This window comes from Mesorhizobium sp. P5_C1 (assembly GCF_054049815.1).
In genome coordinates this window covers 1-16,139 of the sequence record NZ_JBFULQ010000091.1, presented here as the reverse complement: position 1 = coordinate 16,139, position 16,139 = coordinate 1, and the positions used below count along the sequence as shown (strand labels likewise).

At 64.1% G+C, this 16,139-nt stretch carries 17 protein-coding genes and 1 pseudogene; 8 read left to right on the top strand and 10 right to left on the bottom strand.

The window, feature by feature from the left end; genetic code table 11:
• Together ACXJ7R_RS10435 and ACXJ7R_RS10430 are read left to right on the top strand one after the other, a co-directional pair.
• Positions 1-349 (top strand): annotated as a pseudogene (locus ACXJ7R_RS10435) (helix-turn-helix domain-containing protein); the annotation flags it as partial.
• Positions 350-700: 351 nt separating this feature from the next.
• Positions 701-2,074: an adenylate/guanylate cyclase domain-containing protein gene (locus tag ACXJ7R_RS10430; RefSeq protein WP_095083830.1), complete on the top strand. Its 1,374-nt coding sequence runs from the start codon at positions 701-703 to the stop codon at positions 2,072-2,074.
• Between the two features lie 71 nt (positions 2,075-2,145).
• On the opposite strand, the gene ACXJ7R_RS10425 is transcribed toward ACXJ7R_RS10430, so the two are convergent.
• The 3 genes from ACXJ7R_RS10425 to ACXJ7R_RS10415 all read right to left on the bottom strand — a co-directional run bounded on the left by ACXJ7R_RS10425 (position 2,146) and on the right by ACXJ7R_RS10415 (position 4,489).
• The gene (locus tag ACXJ7R_RS10425; RefSeq protein ID WP_457151757.1) at positions 2,146-2,973 is read right to left on the bottom strand and encodes a lipo-like protein; all 828 of its coding nucleotides are present in this window, start codon (positions 2,971-2,973) and stop codon (positions 2,146-2,148) included.
• A 104-nt stretch (positions 2,974-3,077) separates the two neighbouring features.
• Positions 3,078-4,019: a CHAD domain-containing protein gene (locus ACXJ7R_RS10420; RefSeq protein ID WP_457151756.1), complete on the bottom strand. Its 942-nt coding sequence runs from the start codon at positions 4,017-4,019 to the stop codon at positions 3,078-3,080.
• Complete coding sequence (locus ACXJ7R_RS10415) at positions 4,016-4,489, bottom strand: CYTH domain-containing protein (protein WP_457151755.1); 474 nt, start codon at positions 4,487-4,489, stop codon at positions 4,016-4,018. Before ACXJ7R_RS10415 ends, ACXJ7R_RS10420 begins: the two co-directional genes overlap by 4 nt.
• Before the next feature lie 104 nt (positions 4,490-4,593).
• On the opposite strand from ACXJ7R_RS10415, the gene ACXJ7R_RS10410 reads away from it, so the two are divergent.
• Genes ACXJ7R_RS10410 through ACXJ7R_RS10395 form a run of 4 tightly spaced genes read left to right on the top strand, consistent with a single transcriptional unit; the run spans position 4,594 to position 8,303 of the window.
• A complete protein-coding gene (locus ACXJ7R_RS10410; RefSeq protein ID WP_457151754.1) occupies positions 4,594-5,286 on the top strand; it encodes a CerR family C-terminal domain-containing protein in 693 nt (230 codons plus the stop codon).
• A gap of 13 nt (positions 5,287-5,299) precedes the next feature.
• Positions 5,300-6,253 (top strand): HlyD family secretion protein, encoded by a 954-nt coding sequence (locus ACXJ7R_RS10405; protein ID WP_457151753.1) that lies wholly within the window; start codon positions 5,300-5,302, stop codon positions 6,251-6,253.
• On the top strand, positions 6,250-7,170 hold the full coding sequence (locus ACXJ7R_RS10400) for an ABC transporter ATP-binding protein (RefSeq protein WP_457151752.1): 921 nt from the start codon (positions 6,250-6,252) through the stop codon (positions 7,168-7,170). Before ACXJ7R_RS10405 ends, ACXJ7R_RS10400 begins: the two co-directional genes overlap by 4 nt.
• Positions 7,167-8,303: an ABC transporter permease gene (locus tag ACXJ7R_RS10395; protein ID WP_095083823.1), complete on the top strand. Its 1,137-nt coding sequence runs from the start codon at positions 7,167-7,169 to the stop codon at positions 8,301-8,303. Before ACXJ7R_RS10400 ends, ACXJ7R_RS10395 begins: the two co-directional genes overlap by 4 nt.
• A 255-nt stretch (positions 8,304-8,558) precedes the next feature.
• On the opposite strand, the gene ACXJ7R_RS10390 is transcribed toward ACXJ7R_RS10395, so the two are convergent.
• Positions 8,559-9,536: a threonine/serine dehydratase gene (locus ACXJ7R_RS10390; RefSeq protein WP_457151751.1), complete on the bottom strand. Its 978-nt coding sequence runs from the start codon at positions 9,534-9,536 to the stop codon at positions 8,559-8,561.
• A gap of 128 nt (positions 9,537-9,664) precedes the next feature.
• On the bottom strand, positions 9,665-9,988 hold the full coding sequence (locus tag ACXJ7R_RS10385; RefSeq protein WP_457151750.1) for a hypothetical protein: 324 nt from the start codon (positions 9,986-9,988) through the stop codon (positions 9,665-9,667).
• A 174-nt stretch (positions 9,989-10,162) separates the two neighbouring features.
• Between ACXJ7R_RS10385 and mbfA the strand changes: the two genes are divergently transcribed.
• Positions 10,163-11,146, top strand: coding sequence for an iron exporter MbfA (gene mbfA, locus ACXJ7R_RS10380; protein ID WP_457151749.1), 984 nt, complete (start codon positions 10,163-10,165; stop codon positions 11,144-11,146).
• Positions 11,147-11,290: 144 nt separating this feature from the next.
• Here mbfA and ACXJ7R_RS10375 read toward each other — a convergent pair whose 3' ends face one another.
• The 3 genes from ACXJ7R_RS10375 to ACXJ7R_RS10365 form a co-directional block, all read right to left on the bottom strand.
• The gene (locus ACXJ7R_RS10375; protein ID WP_184872815.1) at positions 11,291-11,635 is read right to left on the bottom strand and encodes an antibiotic biosynthesis monooxygenase; all 345 of its coding nucleotides are present in this window, start codon (positions 11,633-11,635) and stop codon (positions 11,291-11,293) included.
• Positions 11,632-11,964: an NIPSNAP family protein gene (locus ACXJ7R_RS10370; RefSeq protein WP_095083814.1), complete on the bottom strand. Its 333-nt coding sequence runs from the start codon at positions 11,962-11,964 to the stop codon at positions 11,632-11,634. Before ACXJ7R_RS10370 ends, ACXJ7R_RS10375 begins: the two co-directional genes overlap by 4 nt.
• Before the next feature lie 97 nt (positions 11,965-12,061).
• Entirely contained in the window at positions 12,062-12,274 is a 213-nt protein-coding gene (locus ACXJ7R_RS10365) for a DUF1127 domain-containing protein (protein ID WP_457151748.1), read from the bottom strand.
• A 68-nt stretch (positions 12,275-12,342) separates the two neighbouring features.
• Here ACXJ7R_RS10365 and ACXJ7R_RS10360 point away from each other — a divergent pair, with 68 nt between their 5' ends.
• Positions 12,343-13,017 carry an ArsR/SmtB family transcription factor gene (locus ACXJ7R_RS10360; protein ID WP_457151747.1) on the top strand — a complete coding sequence of 225 codons (675 nt, stop codon included), beginning with the start codon at positions 12,343-12,345 and terminating at the stop codon, positions 13,015-13,017.
• A gap of 37 nt (positions 13,018-13,054) precedes the next feature.
• On the opposite strand, the gene ligD is transcribed toward ACXJ7R_RS10360, so the two are convergent.
• Positions 13,055-15,562 (bottom strand): DNA ligase D, encoded by a 2,508-nt coding sequence (gene ligD, locus ACXJ7R_RS10355; RefSeq protein WP_457151746.1) that lies wholly within the window; start codon positions 15,560-15,562, stop codon positions 13,055-13,057.
• 13 nt (positions 15,563-15,575) lie between these two features.
• The coding region (gene ku, locus ACXJ7R_RS10350; protein ID WP_457151745.1) for a non-homologous end joining protein Ku at positions 15,576-16,139 on the bottom strand (564 nt) is incomplete at its 5' end.

Genomic DNA, 16,139 nt, shown 5'->3' with positions numbered 1-16,139 from the left:
AGGGCCGCTCAGGCCGCTGTTCGAGATAACCAACAAGAATTTCATCGGCTGGGCCATCACCCATATCGACAACGAAGCGACCTTCGTCAGCTTCTCCAGGCGGATGCGGCCGGAGACGGCGGAGATGGTGCGGCGCGAGGCGGAGGAGCTCGCCGGGCGTGTCAAATTGCTTGCCCACCACGACCAGCACACCACGCCGGAGGATGGATTGGTCGGCTACAAATGGACGTTCGCGTTTGGTGCAACACCGTTTCCGGCGATCATGCCGATTGGGCCGCATCCGCGCGATGCCGGAGCGTTCGATCGGCCCGCCGCCGCTGCAAAGGGACGCCGCCCGTTACCGGCCTGAAACGGCCAATCATCCCGAGCAGGATAGGGCGCGTTGGGATAGAACAGATCCGGCACCAACACGGTATAGCCCTCTGCAGCCAAGCGTTCCGCCATGCCGCCCAGCGCCGGCCGAACGCATCCATGCAGAGAATAACGCCGGGCGCTGCGGTTTTTGGTGACCTGAACAGGGAGCTTCCGCCTGTCCTGCTTCGGTTTTCACCATGATCTTTTTTCCGGATATTTTTGCTCTCTGCAGCCGCGTTTCAGAATGAAATCACATTCATGATAGAGTTCGCGCACTGATTTGTCAGACTGTAGAGGGCGGGTTTGCCGATGCGTGGCACGTCCCCCGTGAAATCGAAGTGATCCTATGCCGACCGCGCCAACACTTGAACTTCGCCGCTATTCGCGCCTGAAAAATTTGCGGGCGCGCGCAGAACGCCAGGGTGCTGCATTGCAGTTCTGGGCGCGTACGGCATCGCTCGCTGTGATCGCCTGCTTCTTTTCATTGATCAGCCGCTGGGATGCTTCGCTGCTCTTCGTGCTGACGGGCCTCGTGCTGTTCCAGCTCATCGGCCTGATCCAGTTTCTCTTTGCGCGCCGTCGCACGACGGCGCGATGGTGGATCGGTTACCTCGTCGGTACGCTGGACATCATTCTGTTGACCGTTCTGCTGGTAACGCCCAACCCGTTTTCCCTGGAGGTCGCGCCGGCCGCGATGCAACTGCGCGAGGGCAGCTTCAAATTCCTGCTGATTTTCGTATGCCTTGGCGCGCTGACCCTTTCGACACGATTGGCGCTCTATCTTGGCGCGCTCGCGGCCTTGACATGGGCGATCGGGGTGGAATGGGTGATTTATCATCCGGGAACCGTCATTCCGGCGACGAACCTCTATTCGCTGCCGATGACAGAGCGACTGAACCTTTATCTCAACCCCAATTTCGTCGATACATTTGCGCAGGCGACCAACGTGTTGGTTGTGCTGATTATCGGCGCGATCATGGCGCTGGTCGTCTTTCGTTCCCGACATCTGTCGGAAGACTATGTGAAGGCAGAGCGCGCCCGCGCCAATCTCGCCCGGCATTTTTCGCCCAATGTCGTCGACCAGCTCGCCACCGATGACGAGCCCTTCGGCCCGGTCCGCCGGCAGGATATCGCGGTGCTGTTCGCCGACATCGTCGGCTTCACACACTATTCCGAGGATCATCCGGCCGAAGCAGTGTTCGAACTTCTGCGTCAGTTCCACCGTCGCATGGAACAGGTCGTTTTCGACCACCATGGCACCGTCGATAACTATATCGGCGATTGCATCATGGCGACATTCGGGGTTCCGCAAGCCAGCCATGACGACGCGACTCGGGCCATCCAGTGCGCTGAAGCGATGGTCGCCGCTCTCGAAGACTGGAATGTACAGCGGGTGTCCAGGGGATACCCGCCGCTGGACGTTCGGATCGGTGCACAATATGGCGCAGTTGTCATCGGCGCGGTCGGCAGCGAGCGCAATCTGTCCTTCGCGGTGGTTGGCGACACCGTCAACGTTGCCAGCCGTTTGCAGTCACTATGCCGTGAGCTCCAGGCGAATATTTGCTTTGGGTCACGACTGATTGACGCCGCGAAGGCGGAATCGCCCACGACACAGTTGAATGCGCGCGATCATGGACCGGTGAGCATCCGGGGCCGGGACGAACCGGTCCATGTCTGGATCGAACATAGAGCCGAAAACCAGGGTGCGGTTTCGGCGTGATGTAGGCCGCCATGTGAAACGCCTGCACCCCGGCTGGAAGGCGGTAGGCCGCGCCATAGGGGGCATGTCCATCACCTGTCTGAGGCGATTGCCCCAGCCTTTGCGGGTGCGGCGTCTGAGCTTGCCTTGTCGTCCCACGTCACCGCCCGGTAGTCGAACCCGTATTCCAGCGTCGGCTTGACGATGCGGAAATAGGGCGACAGGTCGAAATCGCGCGGCGTGTAGAGCGAGTGGTGGCGGATATGCAGGATTTCCCTGCGTGAATAGTTGGACTGCGCCGAAGCACGGCCGGGCGCGCGGGTGATTTCGGGCAGGATCGGATAGCGGATCTGGCCGTAGGCCTCGGCGATCAGCGAGGAACAGATGGCCCGTGTCGGGTCGCCGGAGCCGAATGCCAGCATGCGTCGGCGCCAGCGCACCGGCACCGGCGGCGCCGGCAGGAAATAGCGCAGCATGTCGAGAATGTTCTTGAGATCGTATTTCAGGCCGAGCTTACCGATCATGAAGGCGACGACCCTGTCGCGGTCCTCCGGCGCCAGGCCGCTTGCCCGGCAGATGCGGGTGTTGTAGGTGCGATAGCGCGACAGCGGCACGGCAACGCAGCCTTCGCCCATCGAGACCTCGATCAGCCGCGGCCGCTCCGTTCCGTCTTGCGGCTCGGGCAACGCATCGCCGACATAAAGGGCCGCATGCGACCAGGTCGACTGGGTCAGGTACTTGATCACCGCCGAGATCTTCTGATTGCCCTCGATCAACAGGATGTCGCCGGGCTCCAGCGCACGGCGCAGCGTCTCGGCATCGGACGGGGTATAAGGTTCGTAGCCGGAAGACTCTTCCTGCAGCGCGCCGGCGAGCCGGCGGCCAAGTCGATCCAGAAGCGTGTCTCTGAGCTCGGTCATGCCAAATGCCGATTAGCACGGGCAGGCGCTGGGTGCCAGCGGGAGGGTGGTTGCGCCGACGTCAGCTCCCCCTCCACAAGGGGAGAAGGGAGAGGACAGCTCCGTCAGCCGGCGGTTGCGATCAGATCGTCCTGGGCTGCCTCGGCCAGATCTCCGCGCGCCTTGCGTGCCAGCTTGCGTGTCGAGCGTTTGGGACTGTCGCCGAACAGCTCGGCCGCCTCAGCCAGGCAGGACTTCTTCAGCTGCTTTTCCGACCGCTTCAGAAGCTTGCCCAGGAGCCTGGTGTCTTCGGGCGATCCGAGCGGACGGTCATCGGCCTCGAGCAGGTCGCGCATAACGAACAGGTCATGCAGGTCGCCCAGCCGTTCACCCAGTGCGTCGACCGCCTTGCGCCTGGCCTTGATCGGCGTCGGCCACAGCCTGCCGAGCAGCGACAGATGCATGCCGTGCGTCTTGGCCGCCTTGCGCAGATCGTGGAAATCATTGGCCGCGCCGCGCGATCCGGCCTTGTCGAGCGCTTTCCTGGCCCGGCGCAAGGTGGCGCGGGCGCCTTCGGCAAGCACATCGGCGGCCTGTTCCGGCTGATCGGGCAGAGCGAGGGTTTCGATCCGGTGCAGGCCTTCCTCGCAAGCGGCGGTCGCAGCAGCGATTGCCGCGTCGAGCCCGGCGCCTTCGTGCAATTCATGCTGCCGGGCAATCAGCCTGTCGCGCACCGCAGCCAGCCCGTCGTCGGCGCTCTCCTTGGGAAAGCTTGCCGCCAGCCGGTCGACGGTCTCGATCAGCGCCGTCGCCTCGCGCGGCCCGGCAAGCAGGCCCGCCACGTTGCGGTAGCATTGGTTCTCGGTCTCGCAGAATGTTCCGTCACCGGAACGAACAAGCCGCAGCAAGGCGCGCGCGCTCTTCAGCCGCTTGCGGCATTTGTGCAGCCCCTGTTCCGGCCGGCTGCGCGCTGCGTCGAGATGGGCCAATGCCTTGCCGATTTCCTCGGCAAGGATACGCCTGACCTCGCCGGTCAGCGGCAGGCGCGGATCGATGCGAAAACTCATGCGGCGATCTCCGGAATCCCCCCGAGGGCGAGCGACGCGTTGTAAAATTCAGACTCGCCAGTGACCTCTCGGCCGAGCCAGTCAGGCAGCATTTCGTCAGGCACGTCCTCCGGCGTCTCAAGTTCGGCGACCACAAGTCCCGCAAGCGGGCCGCCAAAGACATCCACCTCATAGAGATGGCCGCGATGCCTAACATGGTGGCGTGTCTTCTCTATGACACGTCCGAGCGCGAAGGCCAGCATCTCCAGGGCGTCCGCCAGCGGGATCGGATATTCGAATTCGTCGCGCACGCGCGCCCTGCTGCCGAATTTGAGCGTCAGCTTGGCGGAAGCTTCGTCGCTGATGCGGATGCGCAGGGTTCGGCCGGGGGTCGCGGCAAGATAGAACTGGCGAATGCGGATATCCGCCTCGACCAGATCCCGCCATGCTGTGCCGGAGACCAGGAATTTGCGTTCGACTTCCTTGCCCATGGCCGCGCACTAAAGCGTTAACGGCCGGCCGTGGCAAGATGGTTGCGTACGCAAGTTTGAGTCATCCATTGACTTTAATCAATCGATTGATTAAAGTGCGCCTCATGATCAAGTTACCCGACACCGGAAGTCCCCGTCGCGAGACGTCACCCGCCGAGATGACGCGCGCGGCCCTCGTTCAGGCGGCGCTGAAACTGTTCGGACGGCAGGGTTTCGACGGCACCTCGACGCGCCAGATCGCTGCCGAGGCAGAGGCCAATATCGGCTCGATCGCCTATCATTTCGGCGGCAAGGAGGGCCTTCGCGCCGCAGCCGCCGACTTCATCGTCGAGACCATCCAGACGGTTGCCGGCCCGGCGCTCGGCAATGTGCCGGCGGCAGTGGCAGGACCGGCCAATCCGGAGGCGGCGCAAGCGCTGCTCTTCGCGGCGCTGGAGCGGATGGTCGGCTTTGTCGTTGCCAGCCCGCAGGCCGGCGAGATCGTCCAGTTCGTGCTGCGCGAGCTTTCGCATCCGACGGCAGCGCTCGACCGCATCTATGACGGCGTGTTCGAGCCGACGCACCGCCGGCTGTGCCAGCTCTGGGAGCAGGCGACGGGAGAGCCGGCCGAAAGCGAGGCCACGAGGCTCACCGTGTTCACGCTGATCGGCCAGGTCATCTATTTCCGCATCGGCCGCGAGGCGGTGATGCGCCGCATGGGCTGGAACGACATTGGCGCCGCAGAGGCAGCCAAGGTGGTGGCGGTCACATCGGGCAATCTCAAGGCCATATTGGCTGCCCGCAAGGGCCAGGGATGAAGGGGCAAAGACCATGAGCTTTCTGTGTTCGCTGCCGCTCGCCGCGCAGCTTTTCAGCGCCTGTGCGCCGGCAGCGCCGCTGGCCGTCGGCTATGTCGAGGGCGACTATGTGCTGCTGGCGCCGATCGAGGTGGCGCAGGTCGAGACCGTCACCGTCAAGCGCGGCGATCGTGTCACACCCGGCACGACCGTGGTGACGCTGGAAAGCGCCGATGCCAAGATCGCGGTCGCGCAGGCCGAGGCCGGCCTAGCCCAGGCCCAGGCGCAATTGGCCGACCTGCAGATCGGCAAGCGCCCGGAAGAGATCGCGGTGCTCAGGGCCGAGGTCGACATGGCCAGCGCGCAGGCCGCCGACGCCAAGCGCAAATACGACCGCGCCGCCGATCTGTTCAAGCGCGGCGCCGGCACGCAGGCCGATTTCGACACCGCTTCGGCGACACTGGAGACAGCCAACGCGCAGGTCGGCCAGGCCAATGCCAATCTCGCTGTCGGCGGCCTGCCGGCGCGCCCGGAAACGATCAAGGCCGCCGACAACCAGGTCAAGCAGGCGCAGGCAACCCTGGAGCAGGCGCGGTGGCGGCTGTCGAAGCGGGTGCTGGCGTCGCCGTCGCCGGGCCGCGTCAACGATGTCATCCGCAATCCGGGCGACACCGCCGGCCCGACCTCACCGGTCATTTCGATCCTGCCCGACGGCGCCGTAAAGCTCAGCGTCTACATCCCGGAAGCTGCCTTCTCCTCGGTCAAGGTCGGCACCTTGCTCGGCGTCCATTGCGACGGCTGCGGCCCGGACGTGAAGGCGCGGGTCAGCTACGTCTCGCCGGATCCCGAATTTACCCCGCCGGTGATCTATTCGTTGGAGAACCGGCAGAAGCTGGTCTATCTGGTCGAGGCGCGGCCGGAGGGCGACGCCGGCCCGCTGCAGCCGGGCCAGATCGTCGATGTCGATCTCGCGGATGGCGGAAAATGAACGCCATCGACGTCCATGGTCTGGTCAAGCGGTTTGGCGACAAGACCGTCGTCGACCATGTGACGATGACCGTCGCCGAAGGCGAGATCGTCGGCTTTCTCGGGCCCAACGGTTCGGGCAAGACCACCACCATCCGCATCATGTGCGGCCTGCTGACGCCCGACGAGGGTGAAGGCACGGTGCTCGGCTTCGACATCCGCACCGACAGCCTGCGCATCAAGCGCGAAGTCGGCTACATGACGCAGAAATTCTCGTTCTACGAGGATCTGACGATTGGCGAGAATCTCGAATTCGTCGCGCGGCTTTACCGGTTGAAGCCGGTCGAGGAGCATGTGGCGCGTACGCTGGAGGAGCTCGGCCTGACGACGCGCCGCAACCAGTTGGCCGGCACCTTGTCGGGCGGCTGGAAGCAGCGGCTGGCGCTGGCCGCCTGCATCATGCACAAGCCGAAGCTGCTGTTGCTCGACGAGCCGACGGCGGGCGTCGATCCGAAGGCGCGGCGCGAATTCTGGGACGAGATCCATCGCCTCGCCAGCGGCGGGCTGACCGTGCTGGTCTCCACCCACTATATGGACGAGGCTGAGCGCTGCCACCGCATCAGCTACATTTCCTACGGCAAGATGCTGGCCACCGGCACCGTCGCCGAGGTGGTGGAAAATGCCGGGCTGACCACTTTCGTCCTGCAGGGCCCGCGGCTCGACCAGGTGGCGGAAGCGCTTCAGGGCCGGCCCGGCGTCGACCAGGTGGCGCCGTTCGGTGCCACGCTGCATGTCGTCGGTTCCGACAGGAAGAAGCTGGAAGCCGCGCTCGCAGATGTCGAGAAGGAGCATAAGGGCGTGAAGGTGGCGCCGGGCGAAACCAGCCTCGAGGACGTCTTTATCCAGTTCATGTCCGGCTCGAAGGACAACATGGCATGAACAGTGTCTTTTCCTTCGCCCGCCTTGGCGCGCTGCTGATCAAGGAGTTTATCCAGATGCGGCGCGACCGCATCACCTTCGCCATGATGCTCGGCGTGCCACTGATGCAGCTCGTGTTGTTCGGCTATGCCATCAACAACGACCCGAAGAGCCTGCCGGCCGCGCTGGTTGCGACGAGCAGCGACCCCTACACGCGCGCCATGGTCTCGGCGCTGCAGACGACAGGCTACTACCGTTTCGACCATGTCTCGCAAAGTGCGGCCGACGCGGAGTTCCTGATGTCGCGCGGCGATGTCGCCTTCGTCGTCACCATCCCCGCCGATTTCGCCCGTCGGGTCGAACGCGGCGACAGCCCGCAGATCCTGATCGAGGCCGACGCCACCGACCCGGCTGTCGCCAGCGGCGCCATCTCGACGCTCGGCACCGTCGCCAGCCAGGCCCTGCTCAGGGCGCGCGGCATGCAGGAGGCGGCCGCCGAGGCAGCCCTTGGCCAGCTCGAAGTGGTGGTGCACCGGCGCTACAACCCCGAAGGCATCTCGCAATACAACATCGTGCCCGGCCTGCTCGGCGTCATCCTGCAGATGACSATGGTGATGATGACCTCGATCGCGCTGACCCGTGAGACCGAGCGCGGCACCATGGAGAACCTGCTGGCGATGCCGTCCAGCCCGCTCGAGATCATGATGGGCAAGGTGCTGCCCTATCTGGCGGTCGGCGGCGTGCAGGTGGTGGTGGTGCTGGCGGCGGCCAAGCTCTTGTTCGCCATCCCCTTCACCGGGTCGATGTCGCTGCTCCTCACCGCCGTGCTGATCTTCGTGCTGGCGCTGGTGCTGCTCGGCTACACGATCTCGACTATCGCCCGCACGCAGATGCAGGCGCTGCAGCTCACCTTCTTCTTCTTCCTGCCGTCGATCATGCTGTCCGGCTTCATGTTCCCCTATCGCGGCATGCCGACCTGGGCGCAGGCGTTCGGCGAGATCCTGCCGCTGACGCATTTCCTGCGCATCATCCGCGCCGTGATGCTGAAGGGCGCCGAACTGCCCGCGGTGGCAACGGAGATCGGCTGGCTGGTGGTGTTCGTGGCATTGTTTGCCGGCGTCGCACTGGTCCGGTTCCGGCGGACGCTGGATTAGATGCCGCGCCGTTGGCGTAAGCTTTGCGGAAGTTTTGAAGGCCGGAGGGACAGCGCCCCCCTCTGGCCTGCCGGCCATCTCCCCCGCAAGGGGGAGATCGGCAGTTTCAGCGCGGCGCTTGCTCCTGCGATGGCGGCGATTGGCGAAAGCAGAGATAACGCCCAATCTCCCCCCTTGCCAGGGAGATGCCCGGTAGGGCAGAGGGGGGTGCGAAGGATCGCTGCGGCTGTCACCCTGGGCGGCCGCGTTCTTCGTCTACGCCGCCGCCATGATCTCCGCATAAGTCCCGAAATCGACATTGCCGCCGGACAGCACCACGGCAACGCATTTGCCGGATAGCTCGATCTCGCCCGATGACAGGGCCGCCAGCGCGACGCAGCCGCCGGGTTCGACCACCAGCTTGAGATAGGCCATGGCATCGCGCATCGCCTGCGCCGTCGCCTTGTCGGAGACGGCGATGGCCCCGGCAAGGTTTCTGCGGTTGATCTCGAAGGTGATCACGCCGGGCTCGGCTGTCAGGATCGCATCGCAGATCGAATTGTGGCCCGGCTCGTTCGAAACCCTGGCGCCGGCGGCCAGCGAAAGGCGGGTGTCGTCGAAATGCTCGGGCTCCACCGCCCAGACCGAAGTGCTGGGAGAGGCGTCCTTGACGGCGATGGAAATGCCGCTCGACAGGCCACCGCCGCCGCAAGGGATGACCACGGCGTCGAGGCTGACGCCAAGCGCTTTCGCCTGGCGCATCAATTCGAGGCCGATCGTGCCCTGGCCGGCGATGATGGCCGGGTCGTCGAAGGGCGGCACCAGCACCATGCCTTTCTCGATGTAAGGGCGCACCACGGTCATGCGGTCGTCGCGAAAGCGGTCGAACGGCACCACCTCGGCCCCCATCTTGCGGACATTGCCGACCTTCATTACCGGCGCGTCGGCCGGCATGGCGATGACCGCCTTGACGCCGAACATCGCCGACGCCGCAGCGACGCCCTGTGCGTGGTTGCCCGACGAGAAGGCGACGACGCCACGGCTGCGCTCCTCTTCGCTGAGTGAGGAGAGCTTGTTGTAGGCGCCGCGGAACTTGAACGAGCCGGTGCGCTGCAGCGTCTCCGGCTTGAACAGGATGCGGGCACCGAAGTGCTTGTTCAACTCCTGCGATTCGATCAACGGCGTCTCGACGATCAGGCCGGACAGCCGGGCTGCGGCGCGATGGATGTCTTCTATGCCGGGAGGGGTGGTCATGGCGGATCCTGCGAAAAAATGGCCAGGCCATGGTGCACGGAAACAGCCGCGCGACACCAACGAAAAAATGTGACGGTTACAAGGTTTGGGAGTCTTGCCGGCGTTTGTGCCGTGCGGCCAACCGCCACTTATCCCAACAACGCCCGTTGCCGCCTGGTGCCCCCCAGCTTGCGCCAGCTGTTGAAGCGGTGGGTGGCGGCGGCGAAGGAGATTTTCATCTGCTGGGCGACCGAATAGCGCGACTTGCCTTCGTCGAACATGCGGTAGCAGCACTCGACGCCCTCTTCGGTCAACTTGCCGTCCGGGGCCTTGTTGTGCGGGTTGGCGGGGTCGAATTTCTCGACCTGCTGCTCGACCATGTCTTTCAGGCGCCGCAGATCGGCCTCGATGCTGGCGATGAGATCGAGAACGGGCTTGGGGTCATAGTGTTGCGGGGGCTGTTTTGCCGTCATCTGCGGAATCCTTTTCCTTGGCTTAGTGCCAAATATAGGTGAACATTCGCTGATAATGAAGAGGTGCGGCTCGCGCGCGGGCTTCAACAATTGTTGACCGCGACCCAGGCGCGCATTGACCTGGGGCACATCAAACCCTAGTTTAGAACCATTCTAAACTAGGGTGAATTCCTCATGCTTTCCCGTGTTTTCGGTTTCGGCCGCCGTCCCTTCGAATCGCTCTCCGAACAGGAGATCCTGGCACTGGCCATTTCGTCCGAAGAAGATGACGGGCGCATCTACCGGGCCTACGCCGACGGACTGGCGGAAAGCTTTCCGCAATCGGCAAAGGTGTTCGAGGAGATGGCCGAGGAAGAGGATGGCCATCGCGACTCGCTGATCGAGCTTTTCCGCAAGCGGTTCGGCGATCGCATTCCGCTGATCCGGCGCGAACATGTGAAAGGCTACTTCGAACGCAAGCCTGACTGGCTGGTGAGACCGCTCGGTATCGAGCATGTACGCAGCCAGGCCGAGGCGATGGAGCGGCGCGCCTATCTGTTCTACGTCGAGGCGGCCAAGCGCACCACCGATGCTTCCACCCGAAAACTGCTCGACGATTTGGCGGTGGCCGAGCAGGGCCACGAAACGCTGGCGCAGCGTCTGGAACAAAAGCACGTGCCGGGCGAGGTGAAAGACGAAGAGGCAGTTGCCGAGCAGCGTCAGTTCATCCTCACCTATGTGCAGCCGGGGCTGGCCGGGCTGATGGACGGGTCGGTGTCGACGCTGGCGCCGATCTTCGCCGCGGCTTTCGCCACGCATGATACCTGGCAGACGCTCCTTGTCGGCCTCGCCGCCTCGATCGGCGCCGGCATTTCGATGGGCTTCACCGAGGTTGCGTCCGACGACGGCAAGCTGTCGGGCCGCGGCTCGCCGATCAAGCGCGGCCTCACTGTCGGCATCATGACGACGCTCGGCGGGCTCGGTCACGCGCTGCCCTATCTCATCCCGCAATTCTGGACGGCGACGGCGGTCGCCGCGGTGGTGGTGTTCTTCGAATTGTGGGCGATAGCCTTCGTCCAGAACCGCTATATGCAGACGCCCTTCCTGCGTGCCGCCTTCCAGGTGGTGCTAGGCGGCGCGCTGGTGTTCGCGGCCGGCGTGCTGATCGGGAATGCTTAGTTTGACGACGAGGGTCGGCGCCCCTCACCCTTACCCTCTCCCGCGAAGAACGGGGAGAGGGGGTCGCCAGCGTTGGAGCGCTACCCTTCTCCCCGGGTGCAGGCAGGCGGATGAGGGGCAACGCCGACACCTACCCGCTAACCCTCATCCATTCACTGCGCGGCTATCCGCCGGCGCCTCGGCCCTCTCCGTCAGGCCGTAGTCACGCACGACATGGGCGATACGCAGACGGTAGCCGGCAAAGATACCGCCACGGCCGGCCTTCTGCGCCTGCCGGTGCTCCTCGGTGTTGCGCCAGGCCTTGACCGCCTCCTCGTCGCGCCAGAACGATAAGGACAGGATGCGATTCGGGTCGGAGAGACTCTGGAAGCGCTCGATCGAGACAAACCCGTCGATGCCGTCGAGCAGAGGGCGCAGGTCAGCAGCGATGCGGAGATAGGCATCGCGCCTGCCCGCCGCTGGTTCGACCTCGAAGATGACGGCGATCACGGCAGCACCAGTTTCGCGTGTGGGCCGGAAGCCAGTTTCAGGAACATGCGATCCTCCCTCTGGATGAACTTTTCACGGCGGGCGAACTCATAGTTTGCCTTACCGGCAGGGTCGGCGGCAAGCCGGGCGCGGTAGGCCTCGTAGGCCGCCAGGCTGTCGATGTTGTAGGCGGCGTAGGCCGTCGTGGCCGAGCCCTCATGCGGCGCGAAATAGCCGATCAGGTCGGCGCCGCAGCGCGGAATGACCTGGCCCCAGTTGCGGGCATACTCCTCGAAGGCCGCCTTGCCGAACGGGTCGATCTCATAACGGATGAAGCAGGTGATGGTCATAGTGGTCTCCTTGGCGGGTTGATGTCTTCTTGCGGCGACATTTCGAGCGGGGTCGAAGCATCCCCAGGGTCAATGTGCTAGGCAATTCCCTTGCGGGTCATGCCTGCCAGAAGGATTTCGCGCATTCACGGCGCACGTCTTCCGGTGTCAGGCCGAGGTCGCGCAGCAAATGATCGTCGATCTCGGCAAGGTCGAGGCGCTGCACATAGCGGTCATGCCAGCGAGCCAGCAGCCGCAAACGGAACCAGGTGACGAACGGGAACGATCGGCAGCTGGTGAGCGGCGGTGCGGAGGTGGAAGCGGTTGTCATCGTCGTCTCCTTGATCTGGTCGGAGAATAATGCTTATCTGACAAGAATGCTTCGATGAGGAACGAACTATGCGTGAAGGACCCGACATCGCCCGCATCGCCAGCCTGGTCGGCGATCCGGCGCGGGCAAACATGCTCAACGCGCTGATGGGCGGCACGGCCTTGACCGCGAGCGAACTGGCGCTCGAGGCAGGCGTGTCGCTGCCGACGGCGAGCTCGCATCTGTCCAAGCTGATGGAGGGCGGGCTGCTGACGTTGGCGAGCCAGGGAAGGCACCGCTATTACGGCCTCGCTGGACCCCAGGTGGCGGGCATGATCGAGGCCATCACCGGTGTCGCCGAAGCCGTTGGCCCAAAGCGCGTGCGGCCGGGCCCGCGTGACGGCGCCATGCGCGTGGCACGCGTCTGTTACGACCACCTCGCCGGCGAGCAGGCGGTGGCGATGCTCGATCGTTTTGTCGAGAAGGAAATCCTGCTGCGCGACGACAAGGAGATCAGGCTCGGGCCGTCGGCGGCACCGCATTTCGCAGCCATCGGCATCGATGTCGATGCCAAACCGCGCCGGCCGGTCTGCCGCGCCTGCCTCGACTGGAGCGTGCGCCGTTCGCACCTCGCCGGCACGTTGGGTGCCGCTATCCTCGACAAGATCCTTGCCGAAAAATGGGCGCGCCGCGAGAAGGACAGCCGCGCGGTCATTTTCTCACCGCCGGGCAAGCAGGCTTTCGAGAGGGTGTTTTTGGGCTGAGATGTTGGCGGGACAGCCCGAGCATGTGCGGAAGAAACTAGCCCCGCCCCAGCACCTTCCCCTGCCCGAAGAAATCCGCCCAAGGATCGGCTTCCGCCAGCTGCTTCAGCGTCGTCTTGTCGCCGATCGGGAAAGCGTTCGGCGCCAGTCCCGCCTCGATCTCGGCCCACGTCACAGGCATCGACACGGTGGCGCCCTTCTTGGCGCGTGACGAATAGGGCGCGACCGTCGTCGAGCCCCGGCCATTGCGCAGATAGTCGACGAAGATCTTTCCCGTGCGCGCCTTTTTCGACAGCGTCGCCGTGTAGCGGTCGGGCGAGGCCTGTTCCAGCGCCTTGGCAAAATCATGCGCAAAGGTTTTCACTGCGTCCCAATCCGCCGATGGTTTCAGCGGCATCACGACGTGGTAGCCCTTGCCGCCTGAGGTCTTGACGAAATTCGGCAGCGACAGCTCTTCAAGTTTGCCTCTGATATCGAGTGCGGCCTCGCGCACGGCTTTCACGTCGACGCCCTCATCGGGGTCAAGGTCGAAGATGATCTGGTCCGGCTGTTCCAGCGCAGCGACGGTGCAGCCCCAGATGTGGATCTCCACCACGCCGTACTGGACGAGTGCTGCGACGCCGTCGAAATCGCGGATGAACAGAATCTCCTCGCCGTCGGTCGGGTCCTTCATCCGGGCGATCTTGTCGCTCATGCCGGCCGAGGCATGTTTCTGGAAGAAGCGCGGGCCGCCGACGCCGTCCGGCGCTCTTACAAGGCTGAGCGGTCGGTTGACGATGAACTGTTCCATGCGCGGCCACACCAACGCGTAGTGGTCGAGCAGGCCCTGCTTGGAAATCTTTTCCTCGGGCCACAGCAGCTTGTCGGGGTGGGAAAGCTTTACGCTGGTCGTCGTCGCTCCGGCAGGTTTGCCAGCGCTGCCTGGCACCGGCCTCGCCTTGGCCGGGCTCTTCCCTGTCGAAGACTGGGGCTTTTCCTGCACGACTTCCTCCGCCGGCTTGTCCTCGCGCAATCCCTGGAACGATGCATGGCGTATTATACGGTCGGATGTCCAGCTCCGGAACTCCACTTCGCCGACCAGTTCGGGCTTCACCCAGACCAGGCCCTTGCCTTTCGGCACGGCCTTGTCGAAGGGCGAATGCTCCGCCTTCAGCGCATCGAGTCTTGTCTTGAGTTCGCTGGCGGTCTTGGCCGAGAAGCCGGTGCCGACACGGCCGGCATAGTGCAGTTCGCCATTCTCGTGATACCCGACCAGCAGCGAGCGCAGCCCGCGCCCGGTCTTGTCCGACGGCAAATAGCCGCCGATGACGAATTCCTGCCGCGCCGTGCATTTCGACTTCACCCAGGAAGGTCCGCGCCCGCTGCGATAGGGCGCATCGGCGCGCTTGGAGACGACGCCTTCCAGCCCCATGCGGCAGGCATGCTCCAGCATGATCTTGCCGGGCTCGGCGAAATGGTCGCTGAAACGGACGGCCGAGTTCTCCAGCTTGCCAAGCAGGTCCTGCAAGGCCTGCTTGCGCTCGACCAGCGGCTCGCCGCGCAAATCCTTGCCGTCCAGCCGCATCAAGTCGAACACATAGTAGATGAAGCGATCTGTCCGTTTCGCGGACAGGTCGGCCTGCAACAGCGCGAAGGACGACACGCCGCTGTCGGCCAACACGACGATCTCGCCATCGATGATGGCGTCGCTGCATTTCAGTCCGGCGAGTTCCGCGGCAATCGCGCCGCCGAATTTTTCCGTCCAGTCGAGCCCGGTACGGGTCAGCAGCTGCACCTCCGTGCCGGCAATCTGCGCCTGCATGCGATAGCCGTCGAACTTGACCTCGTGCAGCCAGTCCTTGCCCGGCGGTGCGTCCCGCTCCAGCGTCGCAAGCTGCGGTTCGACGAAGTCCAGGCGCCTGCTGGTCTTTGCCTTGCCGGCGACCGGCTTGTTGGAATGCCAGACATCAGGCTTCTCGCCCCTGGCGGCCTTGCCTTCGCCGATCTCCTCGATMGTCAGGCCCGACTTCACCGATTCCGGCGCCTCCTTCAGAATGTCCTCGCCAGGGCGCGCCGCGGCATCGTCCGATTTGATCAGCAGCCAGTTCTCGCGCTTTTCGCCCGCGCGCGGCTTCAGCCGCACCAGGTGCCACAGACCATGCAGCTTGTGGCCTTTGAGCTCGAAGGTGATATGGCCCTTCTTCATCGCCTTGGCCGGGTCGATTTCGGGAACCCAGGTGCCCTTGTCCCAGACGAGCACCGACCCGCCGCCATATTCGCCCTTGGGAATGGTGCCTTCGAACGGCGCATAGTCGATCGGATGGTCCTCGACATGCACGGCCAGCCGTTTCTCACTCGGGTCGAGGCTTGGACCGCGCGTCACCGCCCAGCTCCACAGCACGCCGTCATGCTCCAGGCGAAGGTCGTAATGCAGCCTAGTCGCCGCATGCTTATGGATGACGAAGATGCCGCCAGCCTTGGCGTTTTTGCCGGGCGCAACCTTGCCGGCCGGTTCGGACGTCTTCTTGAAATCGCGCTTGGAATGATACTGTTCGAGGCTGGCCATCTGTCTCTGATCCTCAGGCCGATTTGCGCTTGGACGCGCCGGCTTTCGGCTTGGTGCGATTGGCCGCGGGTTTTGCTTTTGCCGGCGTGGAAGCCTTCGATGCGCCGGCATCCGAAGACAGGCTCTTCTTCAGCGCGTCGAACAGATTGACGACGTTTGACGGCTTGGGCTCTGCCTTGGCCTTTGGCGCCTTCCTGCCGGCCTTCCTGGCGCGGATCAGCTCCAGCAGCGCGTTCTCATATTTGTCCTCGAACTGAGAGGGATCGAACTTCGCCTTCTTCTTGTCGATGATCCGTTCGGCCAGATCGGTCATGACCGGGTCGCTCTTCACATCCTTGATGTCGCCGAAGACGGAGTCCCGTTCGCGCACCGTGTCGTCGTAGCGCAGCGTCGTCAGYACCATGCCCATGCCGCGCGGTTCGATCACCACCGGGCGTTCGCGGTTGTAGAGCACGATGCGCGCCAGCCCGGCCATCTTCTTGTCCGCCATCGAATCGCGGATGACGGCAAAAGCCTCTTCCGACACCTTGTCGGCCGGCGTCACATAGTAGGGGGTGTCGAGATAGATCTGCTGGAT